This is a genomic window from Amphritea atlantica (assembly GCF_018860855.1).
Classification (GTDB): domain Bacteria; phylum Pseudomonadota; class Gammaproteobacteria; order Pseudomonadales; family Balneatricaceae; genus Amphritea; species Amphritea atlantica_A.
Genome location: NZ_JAHKQE010000009.1, coordinates 119,716 through 138,631 on the forward strand (window position 1 = coordinate 119,716; position 18,916 = coordinate 138,631).

13 protein-coding genes are annotated in these 18,916 nt (G+C 47.3%); 2 read left to right on the forward strand and 11 right to left on the reverse strand.

Annotation, left to right across the window (positions count from 1 at the left end; all coding sequences use genetic code 11):
- Nucleotides 1-48 precede the first annotated feature (48 nt).
- The 7 genes from KO512_RS03340 to KO512_RS03370 all read right to left on the reverse strand — a co-directional run bounded on the left by KO512_RS03340 (nucleotide 49) and on the right by KO512_RS03370 (nucleotide 6,072).
- Nucleotides 49-1,338, reverse strand: coding sequence for an NAD(P)/FAD-dependent oxidoreductase (locus tag KO512_RS03340; RefSeq protein ID WP_215950924.1), 1,290 nt, complete (start codon nucleotides 1,336-1,338; stop codon nucleotides 49-51).
- A gap of 422 nt (nucleotides 1,339-1,760) precedes the next feature.
- Complete coding sequence (locus tag KO512_RS03345; RefSeq protein ID WP_215950925.1) at nucleotides 1,761-2,507, reverse strand: phosphate/phosphite/phosphonate ABC transporter substrate-binding protein; 747 nt, start codon at nucleotides 2,505-2,507, stop codon at nucleotides 1,761-1,763.
- Between the two features lie 5 nt (nucleotides 2,508-2,512).
- Nucleotides 2,513-2,983: a PAS domain-containing protein gene (locus tag KO512_RS03350; protein ID WP_215950926.1), complete on the reverse strand. Its 471-nt coding sequence runs from the start codon at nucleotides 2,981-2,983 to the stop codon at nucleotides 2,513-2,515.
- 80 nt (nucleotides 2,984-3,063) lie between these two features.
- Nucleotides 3,064-3,426, reverse strand: a complete 363-nt coding sequence (locus KO512_RS03355) for a roadblock/LC7 domain-containing protein (protein ID WP_019622314.1) — start codon at nucleotides 3,424-3,426, stop codon at nucleotides 3,064-3,066.
- A gap of 55 nt (nucleotides 3,427-3,481) precedes the next feature.
- Complete coding sequence (locus tag KO512_RS03360; RefSeq protein WP_215950927.1) at nucleotides 3,482-4,117, reverse strand: hypothetical protein; 636 nt, start codon at nucleotides 4,115-4,117, stop codon at nucleotides 3,482-3,484.
- Between the two features lie 85 nt (nucleotides 4,118-4,202).
- Complete coding sequence (locus KO512_RS03365; protein ID WP_215950928.1) at nucleotides 4,203-5,579, reverse strand: hypothetical protein; 1,377 nt, start codon at nucleotides 5,577-5,579, stop codon at nucleotides 4,203-4,205.
- A gap of 40 nt (nucleotides 5,580-5,619) precedes the next feature.
- The gene (locus tag KO512_RS03370; RefSeq protein ID WP_215950929.1) at nucleotides 5,620-6,072 is read right to left on the reverse strand and encodes a hypothetical protein; all 453 of its coding nucleotides are present in this window, start codon (nucleotides 6,070-6,072) and stop codon (nucleotides 5,620-5,622) included.
- Nucleotides 6,073-6,496: 424 nt separating this feature from the next.
- On the opposite strand from KO512_RS03370, the gene acnB reads away from it, so the two are divergent.
- Nucleotides 6,497-9,091 (forward strand): bifunctional aconitate hydratase 2/2-methylisocitrate dehydratase, encoded by a 2,595-nt coding sequence (gene acnB, locus KO512_RS03375; RefSeq protein ID WP_215950930.1) that lies wholly within the window; start codon nucleotides 6,497-6,499, stop codon nucleotides 9,089-9,091.
- Nucleotides 9,092-9,601: 510 nt separating this feature from the next.
- Here acnB and KO512_RS03380 read toward each other — a convergent pair.
- Nucleotides 9,602-12,394, reverse strand: coding sequence for a bifunctional aconitate hydratase 2/2-methylisocitrate dehydratase (locus KO512_RS03380; protein ID WP_215950931.1), 2,793 nt, complete (start codon nucleotides 12,392-12,394; stop codon nucleotides 9,602-9,604).
- A gap of 902 nt (nucleotides 12,395-13,296) precedes the next feature.
- Between KO512_RS03380 and acnA the strand changes: the two genes are divergently transcribed.
- Nucleotides 13,297-16,014, forward strand: a complete 2,718-nt coding sequence (gene acnA, locus KO512_RS03385) for an aconitate hydratase AcnA (protein ID WP_215950932.1) — start codon at nucleotides 13,297-13,299, stop codon at nucleotides 16,012-16,014.
- Between the two features lie 150 nt (nucleotides 16,015-16,164).
- Here acnA and KO512_RS03390 read toward each other — a convergent pair whose 3' ends face one another.
- From KO512_RS03390 to KO512_RS03400, 3 genes are all read right to left on the reverse strand, one after another.
- Nucleotides 16,165-16,566: a GFA family protein gene (locus KO512_RS03390; RefSeq protein ID WP_215950933.1), complete on the reverse strand. Its 402-nt coding sequence runs from the start codon at nucleotides 16,564-16,566 to the stop codon at nucleotides 16,165-16,167.
- A gap of 111 nt (nucleotides 16,567-16,677) precedes the next feature.
- Entirely contained in the window at nucleotides 16,678-17,523 is an 846-nt protein-coding gene (locus KO512_RS03395) for a hypothetical protein (RefSeq protein WP_215950934.1), read from the reverse strand.
- Nucleotides 17,524-17,640: 117 nt separating this feature from the next.
- Entirely contained in the window at nucleotides 17,641-18,849 is a 1,209-nt protein-coding gene (locus KO512_RS03400; RefSeq protein WP_215950935.1) for an ATP-binding protein, read from the reverse strand.
- Nucleotides 18,850-18,916 lie beyond the last annotated feature (67 nt).

The following is an 18,916-nucleotide window of genomic DNA, read 5'->3' on the forward strand; positions in this document are numbered from 1 at the left end:
GGTTTTTTATTACTCTGCATATCGAGCGTTAACGACTAGATGCCAACCTCAATGAAGCTTCATTTTTGGCTTAACCGTACCGCCAATTTTCTGTGCAAAATAGATAGCCGCCGCTTTTAACCACCCATGTATAGCCACCTGATGCATACGGTAAAGCGAGATATACACCAGCCGTGCGATATGCCCCTCAACAAACATCGTACCATTAGTGAGATTACCCATCAGGCTCCCCACCGTACTATAGCGGCTAAGGTTAACCAGCGAGCCATGATCTTTATAGAGATAACTTTGCAGCGGTTTTCCCTGCTCCATCAGCAGAATATTTTTATATACCAACCCGGCCATCTGATGTGCTGACTGCGCCCGAGGTGGCACCCAGCTTCCATCCGGTTGCTCGCAGGCACAACAATCGCCGATGACAAAAACAGCATCATCAACAGTGCTTTGCAGACTCGGTTTAACGATGATCTGGCCGTTGCGATTGGTCTCAAACAGGTCGATGGACTTAATGAAGTCTGGCGCTTTAACCCCCGCCGCCCACACCTGTAGATCCGCTGCAATCAATTGATCATCTTGGGTCATAAAGCCATCATCGGTGGCCTGAGTCACCCGTACATTTTCATGAATCGTAATACCCAATTCATTGAGTTCTTTCTTCGCTGCCACGGCTATTCGCTGCGGCAACGCTGGCAAAATTCGTGGGCCGGCCTCAATTAAATGGATTTTCAATCGCTTAGCCGACATCTCCGGCATGCCGTAAAACTTAAATAGATCGGCCACATGATTTAACTCGGCTGCCAACTCAACCCCAGTAGCTCCGCCACCCACAATGGCTAACTGCAACTCGGTATCAGCTGCGCTTTGATTGATCCGCATAAATTGATTTAACAGTGCACGGTGAAAACGCTCCGCCTGCTGATGGGAATCAAGGAAGTAGCTATGCTCAGCCACACCCGGCGTACCAAAATCATTACTCACACTCCCTACCGCCATCACCAGCGTATCAAAGGTGAGCTCTCTTTCTGGCAGTACCTCTTTACCCTCATCATCCTTCAGGGATTCTAAGCGGATACTTTTCGCCACCCGGTCTAGACCGATCATGGTGCCCAGTTGAAATTCATAATAGTGTGCTGCGCAATGCGCACGATAAACCACGCCATCACTACTCATATCCAATGAACCCGTTGCGACCTCGTGCAACAGCGGCTTCCAAATATGGCTGCGATTACGATCAACTAAAATAATTCTGGCCCGTTTCTTTTTACCCAGCTTATGACCCAGCCGAGTAACTAACTCAAGACCGCCTGCCCCGCCTCCGACAACAATTATGGTTTTCATCTTTAATCCTCAAAAAAGTCAGGTTAGCACTGGCTCACCAGCGCTAATCTCACCCATCTGAAAAGACAGCGATAACATCCATACAATACTACTAAGCCACCTATTTAGCATTTTATCTATCGATAAAAGGATGCAGCTAGCCTCTCTTAAGCCTAACGACCTAAGTCGTAATATCAGGCCAAGTCGCTATTAATTCAACATCACATACGACATCACATACGACATCACATACGACATAGTTAAGATCGACCCTCGACGAAAAACTATTATATATCAGTACAGATCAGCGATGAGCACAGTGGTTAATATCGCGAATACTACAGAAGCTAAGGAGCGCATGAAGAAAGACAAACACACAAAATCGTATGTCGTTAGAGGAAAGGTTATTAACATAACGCCCCTTGCGGGGCGCTTAGAAGGGCTTAATCGATCAGCGTATCAATTAGATCGATCATAAACTCGGTCTGCTCTGCATCCATCGGCTCCCATGACGTGATGCCCATACTCTCCAGCACACCTTTGCCTTTTTCATCATCCTGCATCGTCAGTAATGCAGTCTGAAGTGCAGGAATATACTCGGCCATTCGCGGCCCCACTAACAAACTGTGGTGCACAACACTGATTTCACTGCCGACTAACACCCGCATGCGGGAACGAATTAGCTCAGACAACTCTTCATAGGCATCCTTCAAAAAGAAGCCTACATCGGCATCGCCATTTAAAAGATTTTTAGCCCCCACGACGTAGCTACTATGCTGTTTGATCTCAACATTGCTGCTATCCAAATCAGCAGACTCCAGCATAATCATCCCCATCGTATGAACATCGGGGTCATCCGTGGTAGCCACTCGACAGCCGACAGTTAGATCTTCAACCGAATGAAAATCAGACTCAGCATTCACGGCGATGATGGTTTCGTCAGGTTGACTAGCAGGCTTGGCCACTGCCTGAAAACCCAGCTCCCTCACCAGCATCGAAGCATCGTAAGGATTCGCATAAATGAGATCAAACTTATCAGCGCGAATATCCTTTCGCTGCGCCTCAAAGCTATCATAGAGCTCTAGATGGATACCGATATCCAGCGTGCGCTGTAACCAGGTATTAAAAAAATACCATCCTGATATATGATCAGGTGCAAAATCGGGGCTGACCGAAAGATTGAATGTCATGGTCTTCACTCCTCAGCCAACAGGGTTTTATACAGCACTTCACTCTCTTCGATTTTACGTCGAGAGGGTTTGCGCCGAACAGAGGTATAGCCCACCAACTGGCCATTACGAATATTCGGAATAACCGTTGCTTTAACCCAGTAATACGAACCATCTTTACATAGATTTTTAACATAGCCATTCCACTTTTCACCCCGCCCAATGGTATCCCATAGATCCTTAAAGGCGACCGCTGGCATATCAGGGTGACGTAAAATATAGTGCTTAGCTCCGATCAGCTCACTTTCACAGTAACCAGACATATCGATAAATGCCTGATTCGCATGGGTAATAACGCCTTGCGGATCAGTACGGGACACAATCAACTTGCCATCAGGATAAGGAACCTCCCGATCAACAATCGCTGCCGTGCGTTTGGTACCATCAAAATAAGCAATCTCGACGGTACGCATCTCTCCAGTATCTTGTTCAGACATACTTCCAGCCTTATTCACTCAGGCACCACTATCATCCTTGAGTGTGGTTTCATCCATTATTCGGTGCCTGAGATTAACCATTAAAGGATCTTGCCGATCGCTTCTGCCGCGCGTTTAACATCGAGAAAAATCAATCCCAAACGCGCATTAGGCTTCGCTACTACCGTCAATACCGAGTCTTGGTTAGCATGGGTCATCAAAATATAACCTTCATCCCCTTTAACCAATACTTGCTCAAGCTCACCCCGGGCAAGTTCTTTTGCCGTGCGCTCGCCCAATGACAACATGGCAGCACTCATCGCCCCCACTCGGTCTTCATCCATACTCGACGGCAGCAACGCAGCAATCATCAAACCATCTGTCGAGATGACGGCTGACGCTTCAATATCTGCTGAAGTGCCGTTGAGATCACTCAAAATAGAGGTAAGCATCTCAGAACGCATAGAAAAACTCCTTCCGTAAAGGCTTCCGTTATGGAAGCTTATTAAATTCCAATGATTAATAATCCAGATAGCGACGCGCTAGGCTCGCTAGAATTTCAGCAAATGCTTGTTGATTAAGCTTAGGCATATCGGAGATCACCAAGGTAAAACGCTGATGCCCAATATAAACAACCCAACAGCCGACTTGGCTTTGCCCTGCCGCATTCATAACGCCCCAAGAGTCACCGGCCAACCCTAATTCACTCGTCAGAACATGTTTATGCCGCTCCTGCAGTGAGAGCAGATCTGCGGCGAGGGCCGCCAATGTTTCAGATTGTTCAACCGAATAGCCCACCGATGACAGACAGAAGCCCTGATCATCAGCCAACAAGGCCTTGCCACTATTAGAGACCTGCTCTAACAAGGGCGGCAGAATGTCTTCAAGCGGCCCTCGTTTAATCTCAGGCGGCGTATCAGACAGCGCGACAAAACCGCGATCGAGTAGCTGTTGAAACAAACCCATTGCTTGTGTTTCATCAAGGTCGGCAAGTTCGGCGACCAATTCGAGCGAATAGAGTAATTCAAAATCCGTGGATAGCAGCTGCAACAACATGGCCCGCGCATCATCCGAAGCCGAGTTTAAGGTTGCAAAGTAAGCTCCGCTTGGGGTAATTGCGATATAACGAATAGAATCCTGATTATAATCTCCCACCAAAATCTCTCCGACACTGTTAATAATGATTAAAGCCCTTGCCACCGCTAAACCAACGGTTGCTGTATGGGCCTAAAAATAATGGTTACTCAAACGCCCCTAACGCATGGGCCGCCGTCATAAAAGCAAAAACATAACGTTGCTGAATTTTGAGCACTTTTACGACTTCAATCGCTGACAAGCGATGCCGCCCCCACAGACTAGCCATCGTCGCGAGATGAGGAATCGGTAATAGACGCTCAATATCCAATGATTGGCTGAGCTTATAAGGCTGTTCAGGATTAATAAGACGGTCCAATCGTCCTTTTGATGTCCACAACGCCAGCTTCCAGATCAACTCATCCCTGTTTATGATCGTCGTCTGCGGGCTAACCACACTCGAAGCATCGGCCTCAAGATCAGGCCGCACGTTCAACGTTAACTCTTGATAACCAAAGCGTGTTAGTGCGAGTGGTATCAAAAGGTCATCACTAAAATCAAAGAGAAACTGTTGAGATTCAGGCAGATAAGCTAACGTCCCCGGTAATCCGACAACCTCAACGGGTAAGCGACGTGCTTTAACCTCGTTTATGACCTCCAGCAAAATAGCCAACAGAGTAGAATCTTTTTTAAAGAACACTCGACGGCGCTGGTCAGGTTCATTTAGATTTATATCGGGCGCGTTACCGCAGCACTCATATACCATCTGATAGGTTAATTTCGCTTTATTATTAGCCGAAATATCATCCGTTTTTTCATCTTCGATATTATCGTCAAGCGTCGGTGCTGTTGTCGCTGTTGTTGCTGTTGCTGTTGCTGCTGCTGCTGCTGTTGCTATGGAGGAGGTTTCAGTCTCGGTCGTTGCCGGTATTAATGTTTGATGATCGCTGCTTGAGGAGGACGCTAAGCTAACGGGTTCATAGTGCTCATCATGGCCGCTAATGCTCGCTTTACTGCTGGTATCATCCTGATTTAATTGAAAACGCTGACGTACATCTGCAGAGCTGAGTGCACGATCGCTACTGCTCGCGCGATATTCGGCAATCGCCTGACGTTCAGCGGCTAAACGTTTCTGATACGCTTGAAATGCTTTTTCACCTTCGCTGCTCACACTCTGACGCAGGCTGTGCTGCTGAGTGTCGGGAGCGAACTGATCGACAGCCTGTTGAATCGCTTTTATCAGTCGCTTTCCCTCAAGGGGTTTACGCAAGGTGATAAATTCTGAGAACTGCTGCTCAGTGGCGGTTACGGCAACAATTGGGCGCTGACCACGACACTCCTCAATCAATGGCTTAACCGTCGGATGCTCCATATCAAAAATGACGACATCAGCGCGATCCGCCGGCACCAGAGCATAGCTCTGCTGATGCTGCATAAAAAACAGCTCTATCGCAGTTTTCGATTGCAACTCAAAGCCGACAACACTCAGCTGAAGAACGCTGCTGCCTGTCCGCTTAGCCAATTTGATATGAGATACCCCCACGACTGCCCCACTCCGTTAAGCCAGAAATAGAAAATTCAAATTAATGAAGCGAAAAATTACCGTTGCAAAGCACCGACTTCTGTTTATTGAGCTGCAAGAGTTTTCGTTTCTCACCCTGCCCCAAAATATCGTTAAACACAGAGAGATCCTCTTCACGTAACAGTGACGCTCCCTGCTCTAATAAACGAACTTTCAGGCCCTTACCGCGCTCATCAAGGGTTATAAACAGATCGATCAACGCACCGATCAGTTCGTCTGCCTCATGACATAAGATAGCAAGATAAACCCTCTGCACCTGATGCCGAAGGTTATTGGGATTAGCCGCCACTAAACGATTATAGTGATTCAGCAGTATCGACTTGTGAGGCCCGTCATAGATCAACCCTTTACCTTCTAGGGCAACAAAGAGAGTCTCGATATTCAGGGCATTAGGCCCTTCAAGCTCAGCGTTTAGTTCCCAGCCAGAAACGGCGGCCCAAATAGGTGAATTCACAAGCCTGTCCTCTTACTACTTAGATTAATCAGATCCGGATAACGTGCACAACAACCGGACTAACCCGATAGCAAACGATAACGCTAAATGAAACGTGTTAGTAAATGCAGCCATCAAAATCTGATTGACTATTGAGGCATGATACATAAATCAATACCCCTTGACTCAGGATAGCGAGGTAACTTTGATCTACATCATGAAGTGAAAATTTCGAAACCTTTCGTTAATACATTCACTTAGGCCCACCACGGGTCTGACTAAACAGAAAGTATTAGCAGCAAAGCGCCTATCAATCTTAACTATACAACCGGTTTAGGCTAGAATTTACCACGCCAATTTAAGATCGACGTGATCAATGTCGATCGACTGCCAGATCGTCACACACAAGTACCCTCTGGTAGAGATAACAGATGAGGTGTATATCGTGCTTAAAGCTTACCGTAAACATGTAGAAGAACGCGCCCAAGAAGGCGTGCCAGCCAAACCGCTTGATGCAGATCAAACCGCGGCACTGGTTGAGTTGTTGAAGAATCCGCCCGCTGGCGAAGAAGCATTTATTCTAGAACTGCTTGAAAACCGCGTTCCCGCTGGTGTTGACCAAGCAGCTTACGTTAAAGCAGGCTTCTTGGCCGCTATCGCTAAGGGCGAAGCCGTATCCCCACTGATCGACAAAGTTAAAGCCGTTGAGTTACTCGGTACGATGCTGGGTGGTTACAACATCCAACCATTGATTGCGGCACTGGATGAAGATGCCTTAGCACCCACGGCGGTTAAAGCGCTGTCTCACACGCTACTGATGTTTGACGCGTTCCATGATGTCAAAGATAAAGCTGATGCCGGCAACGCCTTTGCAAAACAAATTATGGAATCATGGGCGGCCGGCGAATGGTTTACAGCTAAGCCAGAGCTGCCAGAGAAAATCACCGTCACCGTCTTTAAAGTCACAGGCGAAACCAACACCGACGATCTGTCGCCCGCCCCAGATGCCTTCACCCGTCCTGACATTCCACTGCATGCTAACGCAATGCTGAAAATGGAACGTGATGGTATCGAGCCTGTCGCGCCTGGCAGTGTTGGTCCCCTAAAACAAATTGAAGAAGTTAAAGCCAAAGGTCATCCGGTTGCTTATGTCGGTGATGTCGTTGGTACCGGTTCTTCCCGTAAATCAGCGACCAACTCTGTATTGTGGTTCTTCGGCGACGATATTCCACACGTACCGAATAAACGTGCTGGCGGTTACTGCTTCGGTGGCAAGATTGCACCTATTTTCTTCAACACCATGGAAGATGCTGGCGCTCTGCCGATCGAAATGGATGTTGAAAAAATGAACATGGGCGACGTCATCGACGTTTACCCTTACGAAGGGGTGGCTAAAAACGCTGAAACCGGCGAACTGCTGTGCGAATTCAGCCTGAAAACACCGGTTATTCTAGATGAAGTTCGTGCCGGCGGCCGTATTCCTCTGATCATTGGTCGCGGCTTGACTGAACGTGCCCGTGAAGCACTGGGTCTAGGCCCCGTTGATCTGTTCCGCAAACCCGTACAACCAGAAGATACCGGCAAAGGTTTCTCTCTGGCACAGAAAATGGTGGGTAAAGCCTGCGGCGTTGATGGCGTCCGTCCTGGTACCTACTGCGAACCTAAGATGACAACCGTGGGTTCTCAGGATACCACCGGGCCTATGACCCGTGACGAACTGAAAGATCTCGCTTGCTTAGGCTTCTCCGCGGACCTAACCATGCAGTCTTTCTGTCACACGGCGGCTTATCCTAAGCCAGTCGACGTTCAGACTCACCATACCCTGCCTGATTTCATCATGAATCGCGGCGGTGTTTCACTGCGTCCTGGTGACGGTGTCATTCACTCTTGGCTGAACCGCATGCTGCTGCCTGACACTGTGGGTACTGGTGGTGATTCTCACACCCGTTTCCCAATCGGTATCTCTTTCCCTGCAGGTTCTGGTCTGGTTGCCTTCGCTGCGGCGACCGGTGTGATGCCGCTGGATATGCCTGAGTCTGTCTTGGTTCGCTTTAAAGGCACCACCCTACAGCCTGGCGTTACCCTGCGCGACTTAGTTAACGCCATCCCTTACTACGCCATCAAGCAGGGTCTGCTGACCGTTGCTAAAGCCGGTAAGAAAAATATCTTCTCCGGTCGCATTCTTGAAATTGAAGGTCTACCAGATCTGAAAGTTGAGCAGGCATTCGAGCTGTCTGACTCTGCCGCAGAACGTTCCGCCGCCGCGTGTTCGATCAAGCTAGGCGAAGCACCGATCAAAGAATACCTCAACTCTAACATCACCATGCTGAAGTGGATGATCTCTGAAGGTTACGGCGATCCGCGCACCATTGAGCGTCGTATTAACGGTATGGAAGCCTGGCTGGCTAACCCAGAACTGATGGAAGCTGATGCCGATGCCGATTATGCAGCGGTCATTGAAATCAATCTGGATGACGTTAAAGAGCCTATCTTGGCCTGCCCTAACGATCCTGATGACGTTAAATTGCTGTCTGAAGTTGCTGGCACACATATCGATGAGGTCTTCATCGGTTCATGTATGACTAACATCGGTCACTTCCGCGCTGCGGGTAAACTGCTAGAAGCATCTGGCGCGACCATCCCAACCCGTATGTGGATTGCACCACCCACCAAAATGGATGCCGCTCAGTTAACTGAAGAGGGTTACTACAACATCTTTGGTAGAGCCGGTGCGCGTATCGAAATGCCGGGTTGCTCCCTGTGTATGGGTAACCAAGCACGTGTAGGTGATAACACCACGGTTGTTTCAACCTCTACCCGTAACTTCCCTAACCGTTTGGGTAATGGCGCTAACGTCTACCTCTCTTCTGCTGAACTGGCCGCGGTAGCCGCTCTGCTGGGCAGAATCCCAACCGTTGAGGAATACATGAGTTATGCGACTAAGATCGACAGTATGGCGGCCGATGTTTACCGCTACCTGAACTTCGATCAAATCGAATCCTATATCGATAAAGCATCAAATGTTATCGTTACGGCTTAACCGTTAAATTACCGGCTACAACCCTTCGGTTGCCTCAATGCTGTTCACTTAAGCATTGAGCGATAAAAGGGTTTAATCAAAAATCCGATGTTGATATCAGCATCGGATTTTTTTATGTCCGCACGGCAACGCCTGATCGCTAAACGACGTTACTGAGACCCACTCTCTTCGAATCACAACCTATCGCATGATTATTTCGTTATTAAGCGACTGGGTAGAGGCGACGCACCGTTACGAAGCAAAGACCGAGATTAACTTAGAGCAGACAGATACCGCGCTAAAACCGTTCACCAGACTATAGCGATAAAAGTCATCGTCATATCGTCATGGATGATGCACAACCCGCATCAGACACAGGGTGACGATCGGAACAGATTCATGCCGCAGTACGTTTGGTATAAAGCGCGGCTAACCCGCTTTTAGTCCGCTAGATTCATAATGAAAAGCCAACCTGCAGGCATAAAAAAGCCCTGAAGGATCAGGGCTTTTTTGTTAGCACATTATCAGTAATTAGATACGTGCAGCAGGAATAGTATGCGCAACACTCAAGTCATTAGTCGGCGGCGTGAACGTAGTCAGATCGATACCCTCAACCGCTTCTTTGTACTCTTCCAGTGTTGGGAAGCGACCTAGGACACAAGACAGCACAACCATTGGGGTAGAACCCAACAACGACTCACCTTTCTTCCCTTCAGCATCTTCAACAACACGGCCCTGGAACAGACGGGTAGAGGTCGCCAGAACGGTGTCACCCGGTTCTGCTTTTTCTTGGTTACCCATACACAGGTTACATCCAGGACGTTCCAAGTACATAATATTTTCGTACTTGGTACGTGCAGCTTCTTTTGGATGCGCGTCAGAGAATTCAAAGCCAGCGAATTTCTCCAGCAGCTCCCAATCACCTTCGGCTTTCAGTTCGTCAACGATGTTGTAAGTCGGTGGCGCAACAACCAATGGCGCTTTAAAGGTAACAGGACCTTTCTTCTCTAGGTTACGCAGCATCGCAGCGATGATCTGCATATCGCCTTTGTGAACCATACAAGAACCAACGAAGCCCAGATCAACTTTACGGCCATCGTAGTATGAAGCAGGACGAATCACATCGTGGGTGTAACGCTTAGAAACGTCTTCGTTGTTAACGTCTGGGTCAGCAATCATTGGTTCATTGATGACGTCTAGATCAACAACAAGTTCAGCATAGTACTTAGCGTTGTCATCTGGAGCCAGCGCAGGCGCTTCGCCGGATTTCACTTCAGCGATACGCTTGTCTGCTAGGTCGATCAGACCTTGCAGCATAGCCGCTGCGTTATCCATACCTTTGTCGATCATGATTTGGATACGGGACTTAGCCAATTCCAGAGACTTGATCAGCGTGTCGTCATTAGAGATACAGATAGACGCTTTCGCTTTCATTTCTGCAGTCCAGTCGGTGAAAGTGAAGGCTTGGTCAGCCAACAGCGTACCGATCTGTACTTCGATAACACGACCCTGGAATACGTTTTCGCCACCGAACGTCTTCAGCATTTGTGCTTGAGTCGCATGGACGATGTCACGGAAATCCATGTGAGGCTGCATCTTACCTTTGAAGGTAACCTTCACAGACTCTGGGATTGGCATTGCTGCTTCACCTGTCGCCAGTGCGATCGCAACCGTACCGGAGTCAGCACCGAACGCAACACCTTTAGACATACGGGTGTGAGAGTCACCACCGATGATGATTGCGCGGTCGTCAACGGTAATGTCATTCAGTACTTTATGAATAACGTCAGTCATTGAGAGGTAAACATGTTTCGGATCACGTGCTGTGATAACACCGAACGCGTTCATGAACGCCATCAGCTTAGGCGTGTTTGCCTTCGCTTTGTTATCCCATACAGATGCGGTGTGACAACCGGATTGGAAAGCACCATCTACGCTGGTAGAGATAGTAGAAGCGGCCATCGCTTCCAGTTCCTGACAGGTCATAGGACCGGTCGTATCCTGAGAACCGACGATGTTCACTTTAACCCGAACATCCGAACCGGTATGCAAAGGCGTCTTAGAGGTAACGCCCACTGCGTTGCGGTTGAAGATCTTTTCAACAGCCGTCAGGCCCTGCCCTTCGATAGAGATCTCTTTAGATTGTGCGTACACAGCTGGCGCTTCAACACCCAAGGTTTCAGCTGCGAACGTTTGCAGCTTCTTACCGAAGGTGACCGCGTAAGATCCACCCGCTTTCATGAATTCCACTTTTTGCGGCGTGAAAGCATCAGAGATATCAACCAGCTCTTGGTCGCCGTTGTACAGCTTCTTCGCTTTAGTATCGATGGTCAGAACGGTACCTGTCGCTACTGAATAGGCTTGTTCCAGAACAGGGTCGCCGCTTTCGTTACGAACAACTTCGCCGTTAGCATCGGTTTTCTTAACCCAGTTTTTTAGATCTAGACCGATACCACCGGTTACACCAACAGTCGTCAGGAAGATAGGCGCGATACCGTTAGTACCCGCAACGACCGGACGGTTGTTGATGAATGGGATGTATGGAGAGGTTTTTTCACCGGCCCACAGTGCAACGTTGTTAACACCCGACATACGGGAAGAGCCTACACCCATGGTGCCTTTTTCAGCGATCAACATCACTTTAGCATCAGGGTTTTGCTTGCCCATCTCAGCGATTTCTTGCTGAGCTTCTGGGGAGATCATGCACAGGCCGTGTAGTTCACGGTCAGCACGCGAGTGAGATTGATTACCCGGAGATAATAAATCAGTAGAGATATCACCCTCAGCAGCGATGTAGGTAATAACCTTAATTTTTTCTGGGATGTCATCCAGCTTGGTGAAGAACTCAGCTTTTGAGTAACTTTCTAAAAGCTCTTTAGCGATGGCGTTGCCCGCTTTGAAAGCGTCAGCCAGGCGAGCGTAGTCTGCATCGTACAGGAATACCTGAGACTTCAGCACTTCACCGGCAGCCGCCGCCTGAGCATCGTCAGACAACGCGATATCCAGCAGCACTTCAACAGAAGGACCGCCTTTCATGTGAGATAGTTGCTCAAGCGCAAACTCAGGAGAGATCTCTGCAACCGTTTCTTTACCCAGAGCGATGTCTTTCAGAAAAGCCGCTTTAACGACAGCCGCTGGAGTCGTACCCGGTAGCGTGTTGTAGATGAAGAAGTTTAAAGATGCTTCGCGATGCTCATTACCAACGTCTTTAATCTGGGCAATGATTTCAGACAGTAGCTCAGCGCTATCAATCGGTTTGGGATGCAGGCCAAGGTCGTTTTTACGAATCTCTATTTCTTCTAGATAGTCAGAGTAGTAACTCATAGCGTCAGGCGTCTCGTCTCAGTTAATTCTAATTATGAATCGGCGACAGATTATAAGGAAAGTTATAAACAGCTCAATAAAAACAATTTAAATTGAGCTTATAGTCGATATAAATAAAATAAATAATAGCAAAATTAACGTGTTTCAGATGGTATACATTGGTGGTAGGCATCCATGTTTATTTTGCAAATATGGCAGGCCGTCTTTATTAAGTACATCAATCCATTAGGCGGATACTTAATTTTTAGGGCTGCCAGAGCAGGTCAATCGCCTTCCATTATACAGCGGTTTAACGGGCTTTTGTCTATGGTGATTTAATCAATCACTCAGACAGCATCGATCATGGCTAGATTCTTGCCCACTTCAGACGCGCTTGATCCGCCGAAACCGTCGGACACGTCTAGGATAAATATCTCTCTGCCAACATACAGACGATTGTCAGACACTCCCAATGACTCAGGCATAGAACGATTCGCGACAGGCCTAGACGCAACCTCGCCTCACATTCGCTTGAATTTATCAGGGCACTCGATAGCCCGCTAGCTAGCGTTTATTCAACCGATACCCTTTATTTATTCAGCTGAGCAGTCCCTAAGCCTGCGTTGTATAAACGCGCTTAGCGCACTGACAACATTCTCAGAATAACCGATCGACACTAGCAAATAGTCTTAGATTGTATGTAATTAAGACAAAAAAATAGCAATATCCTTGATTTAAGATAACTATCCTCTACTATTGTCGACAATTCTAATAAATCAACAATTTATGTGGCAGGTAATAGCGGTTCGTTTGACGGTTGAATATATGACGCACAAGGAGCCCGAGCAGCTTCGACAATGACCGAAGGCTCGTGCCAAAAAAGTTATAGGTTCTAAACGTCCCATCTGCGTGAGGTATAAAATATGACAAGTCCTATCGATTTTGATCCATCCCGTTCCATTAAAACACTTCCCGGAACGGCACACCGCTTCCATAGCCTTCCAGATACCGCTGAACAATTTGGTATAAACCTTGATGAACTTCCGTTTTCGCTTCGTCCTATTTTGGAAGGTATCGCTCGCAACGTTGGCCAAAACGGCGTCACCGCGGAGCAAGTTCAAGCGCTAGGAAGCTGGATAGAAGATCGCGGCACACAGCCGATCGAAATACCTTTCACTGCAGGTCGCGTCCTTATGCACGATCTCAGCGGCACACCCGCCATTGTCGATTTTGCGGCGATGCGTTCAGCCGTTCAGCGCATGGGCATGGACCCCGCCATCATTGAACCTTTAGTACGCGCGGATCTTGTTATCGATCACACCGTTACAATGGACAATACCGGTAGCCCTGCCTCTCTTAGAATCAATGGAGAGCTGGAGGCGGCCAGAAATGTAGAACGTTATGCCTTTTTGAAATGGGGCGCGCAGGCCTTTGACACCATCAGAATTATTCCCCCACAAACCGGCATTGTTCACCAAGTTAACCTAGAGTATCTGGCACAGGGCTACCTCAATATTAATGGACTGATGGTCCCCGATACACTCATCGGTATGGATAGCCATACACCCATGGCTAATGCTTTAGGCATTGTGGGCTGGGGCGTAGGCGGCATTGAAGCTGGAGCTTCTATGTTGGGCCAACCTATGCAAATGCTGGCTCCCGAAGTAGTCGGGGTTGAACTCACCGGCGCATTAAGAGAGGGCGTCACGGCGACAGACCTGGTGCTGACAATTACTGAAATGTTGCGCAAGTATCCTGGAGGTGTTGTTGGTAAGTTTGTTGAATACATCGGTGAAGGATGCGCCAACCTTTCCCTGCCTGACCGTGCCACCATCGCCAATATGTCGCCTGAATATGGCGCCACTATGGGATTCTTCCCATTTGATGAAATCGCTGCCGAGTACCTAAGAGCAACAGGTAGAGATGGCGATCTGCCACTCGCTTTTTATAAAGCACAAAATATGACCTGGACACCTGGTCAGTCTCTGCCACGCTATACGGACCTTCTTCAGCTTGACCTATCCACCGTTGAGCCTTCGGTTGCTGGCCCTAAAAGACCTCAAGATAGGTTACCGCTAGGTGAGCTTGGCAACGTTTTCAAAAAAGCGGCGGCTGAAGGCGATCGCACGCCTGAAGTGGTTAACGTTACGCCGATGAAAGCAGACGATGCCGGTATTTTCGTATCCTTACCTGAGAGGGAGTTAAAAGACGGCGATATCCTCATTGCTGCGATTACCTCCTGTACCAATACATCTAACCCAAGCTTGCTGATTGCAGCCGGCTTGCTTGCCAAGAAAGCCAATGAGCTTGGGATGCAAGTACCTAACGGCGTTAAAACATCGTTGGCACCGGGATCTCCGGTTGCAACCGACTTTTTAACCAAGGCGGGACTACAACAGCATTTGGATGCACTGGGCTTTAATACTGCCGGTTATGGCTGCACAACCTGCGTGGGTAATTCAGGCCCTCTAGCACCAAGCATTGAGGCCGCATTGCAAAACCACGATATTATCGCCGCGTCTGTTTTATCCGGTAACCGGAACTTTGAAGGCCGTGTACATCCGGATGTTGATACTAACTTCCTGATGTCCCCTCCTCTGGTCGTTGCCATGGCCATTGCGGGCAATGTGAATATTGATGTGAACACTCAGCCCATTGGTCAAGACGCAGAAGGAAACGATGTTTTCCTTAAAGATATCTGGCCGAGCAATGCCGAAATCACTCAGACCATGCATGAATGCATGGATCCGAAAGCCTTCAGGGAAACCTATGAGAACTCACTCGACGGTCCTGATACGTGGCAGAAACTGGCATCGCCGACCGGCCCTGTTTATGACTGGGATCCAGATTCAACCTACATCCAAGAAATCTCTTTCTTCGATGGTTTCTCAGTGGAGCCACCTGCGGACGCATTAAATAATATCTCAGGGGCGCGCATGTTAGTGATGTGTGATGACAATACAACCACTGACCATATCTCACCGGTTAGCCGTATACGTCCAGACTCCCCTCCTGGCGAGTACTTGATCTCACAAGGCGTTGCCGAGAGCGATCTGACATCACTTGGGGCACGTCGCGGCAATCACCACGTGATGCTACGCAGTATTTTTGGCAACGGTAAAGCCAGAAATCTGATGCTACCTGGCACCACGGGGGCTGTAACCAGTTACCACCCATCTGAAGGCGAACCTGCTCAAATGTCGATTTACGATGCCGCTGCCCGTTACCGTGAAGAAGGCACACCTACCCTTGTGTTTGGTGGCAAACTGTATGGCACAGGCTCGTCACGGGATTGGGCCGCTAAAGGGCCAGCCTTGCTCGGTGTAAAAGCGATTATTGCTGAAAGTTTTGAGCGTATTCACAAATCCAATCTAGTAGGGATGGGTGTTTTACCGCTGCAACTGCCGCAAGGGATTACACGCGCTTCGCTCAATTTGGATGGTTCAGAAACCTTTGATTTGAAGGGTATTGATACACTTGAGGCAAGGGGATCTGTGGAGCTTACGATTCATAGAGCGGATGGCTCATCGCAGACAATAGAACTGCTTTCGCGTGTTGATACCTCATCTGAGCTGGATCAAATACGTCATAAAGGCATCTTACCAATGGTGTTACGCGATATTATCGCCGCGAACACCTAACCGGTTGACCGAACTCAACGGCAAACCAATACAGAGAGACGATGATCAGCGTTGAAAGGCTGACATCGTCACTCTGTTTAGAGATAGACGTTCGGGGATAGCTCGTGGGCAACCACTACATCACAGGTAACTTCATTATGTGATAGCTGCTCACTCTGGCAGCCCCTCAAATTCTGGCACGTCCCCTAACCCCTCGTCCCAAACAGCTTTGCTAGATGTAAAGATGTGAGCTGTTGGCGAGATTGATACTTCCGTGTCCAAACACCCAGCGGGAATAACTAAAAGACCTGTGTCATGGGTGCTTGGCAATGCTGAACCGCAAACCTTACAAAAACTTTTTTTGTGGCGAGTACCTGCAAGCGTGAAGGTAGTCACAGAATCGGAACCCGCCAACCAAGTCAACGTAGCAGACTTCGACAATAAGTTGGCCGCATGAGCAGACCCGGTATCCTTTTGACAATACTTACAATGACACAGGTAAAAACCATCGCAATTTCCTTGCACTTCAAATTTTGCATTGCCACACAGACAAGAACCAAAATAATGAGTCATCACGTTTCCCTATGTTGGCTATAGTTCAAGCGCACATAACGCCCGCAGCACGCGCGGCTTTGTAGTGAAGGCGCAGCCGCAACGGAAAAGCCGTCGCCGTGCCTGCGATTGTTAGGCACCGACTTCACCAATGCTAAACGTAAATGACGCAGCACCTGCATCCAGCTCTAAATCATCACCATTTAATCGAACTCCATCAGGAAAGCTTGTGATATCCAGAATGTCTCCAAAGGCCTGATCAAATGCTGAGCATTTAGCTTCATTAGATTTTGTGCATTTGCCAAGTTGGCGAAAAGCAAAGGCAGTTGCAAAATTGCCGATGATGTCGGCCGCCTGAATTAGAAATGAATCTTCATCTGGACAGACAACGATACTCTCTCGCTCCACCTCGGGAGAATTTGGGAATATCTCGCGCCCGTACGCTCTAAGTGCTGAGATAATGGGAAGATTGTTGGATATTTTTTTTCCATCTATCTGTAGCTCCGCAGAGTTCAATTCATCGTAAAAGACATGGCGATCAATATGCATTAGAGTGGTGCCACCTTGACACTTTCCCTCAGCCAGCTTCTGATATGTAAACATTGGAGCAGCTATTTTCTTTGATGCCTCCGTGATAGCTGCTGCTTCAATGCCCGCATGTGAGAAAGCGCCTCCTATTACTCTATTACAGAACTCTTCGAAATCAGATTTCCAATCTTGACCAAGCAATGTACAAGCCACAAACCCTGGACCAGCCTCTAGCGTAGACCTAACCAACTTCAAAAACTGAACATACGAATCAAGCTTTTTGCGTTTGAATTCTTTCCCATGGAAACTAGCAAGCTTTGCATCCTGAAGGATTTGGTTGGCATTTTCTTCAAAGACAGCCAACAAAGCGTGATCGATAGAAACAATTGTCCACCCTGAACAGCTCGCATTCATGGTGGCAATGTCATCTATCCCGGTAGCAAATTTCATCACTGTCACCTCCTGTACCTAACGCCTCATTCAGAGGCAATAAAATAGCTGGTTAAAATTAGCGAGGAACGAGCAAAAACCAACTGTATTTTGTCCTTGTTGATTAGCTTGTTAGAGTTACTCCTCGTCCTGTGTAGTTATCACGCCAAACCGGTCTATGTATTCCTTTAACAGAGGATCCACAAAACAATATACCCCTCTATCCACTTGCGAAATGATATCCCTATTTATAAGATTGCTCATATTAGTACTATATTGATTTTGTTCGTAACCTGTTTCTTTCGTAATGTGACTTAAAGGTACATTAACTCCGCTGTAGCTTGCCATTGCCTTTAATATTCTCTGGTACTTTCCAGAGCCAGCAGCCTGCAATGATGAAGCAAGTTTGTTTCTTCTAAGTGTCTCAATAACCTCAACTTTAGCATTTTCAAAATCTTCTACATCTAGATAATCATCGGAGTCAGACTTTAATAGCTGACTACCTAATAAATGTATAGGCTCAGGATAGCCTGCTGATAAAGAAAATACATTTTTGATTACTACTGGATCATGCGTACACTTAACCGCACTAAATCCTGTTTCAAGGATTTGTTTTACTTCCGGTTCTTCAAGTTTCGGCAAGGGCACATCTTTAAAGGTTCTATATATAGAACCATGCTCTTTTTCAAGGTTTTGAATCGCTCCAGTAATTCCTGCAGCGAAGAAAGAAATATTCTTCACTTTATTACGAGATAATTTCTCAGCTGACAGCTTAAAAAAAGTTGCAACCCCAGAGTCAGGTTTAACTCGGTCAAGTTCATCAAAGAACAGTATTACACCTGATTTCCCTTTATCCTTGATTTGATTGGATATTGTAGTTAAATCTGTGCAAAACTTTTCTGATATCTCACTGATCGTAGCTACAGACGAATCTTTTTCCCCAACCTTTAATATCCCTGCAATATTCAATTCGAGTTTAAAGCCATTAAAAATACTTTTAAATCTGTTTTCTAATTGCTTTAAGATTCCTGAAGCTAGTATCGAAGGGTTTTGATCAGTTGAGCAATCATGCCATGCACAAATAAAATCAAACTGATCAACGCCAGCATCTATTTCTAAGCGCTTTATTAGATCCATATCACCTTCAGCAATATTTTTAACCTGAGTCAATACTGAACTTTTCCCTATACCTCTATCACCTGTAATAATCGTATGTCTGGGATTTTGATTAGAAAGCTGGAAGAGTGAATCTACAACACTATCTATTTGCGCCTTACGTCCTGAAAACCTTTCAGGTGAATCTATAGGTAGGTCAGGAGTGAATGGATCTATATATCTTTTTTTCATTTATAATCCTTTTTGTGATGAAAAGAGCATTGAAAATATAACGCCGCATTAAACGGACTAAAATAGT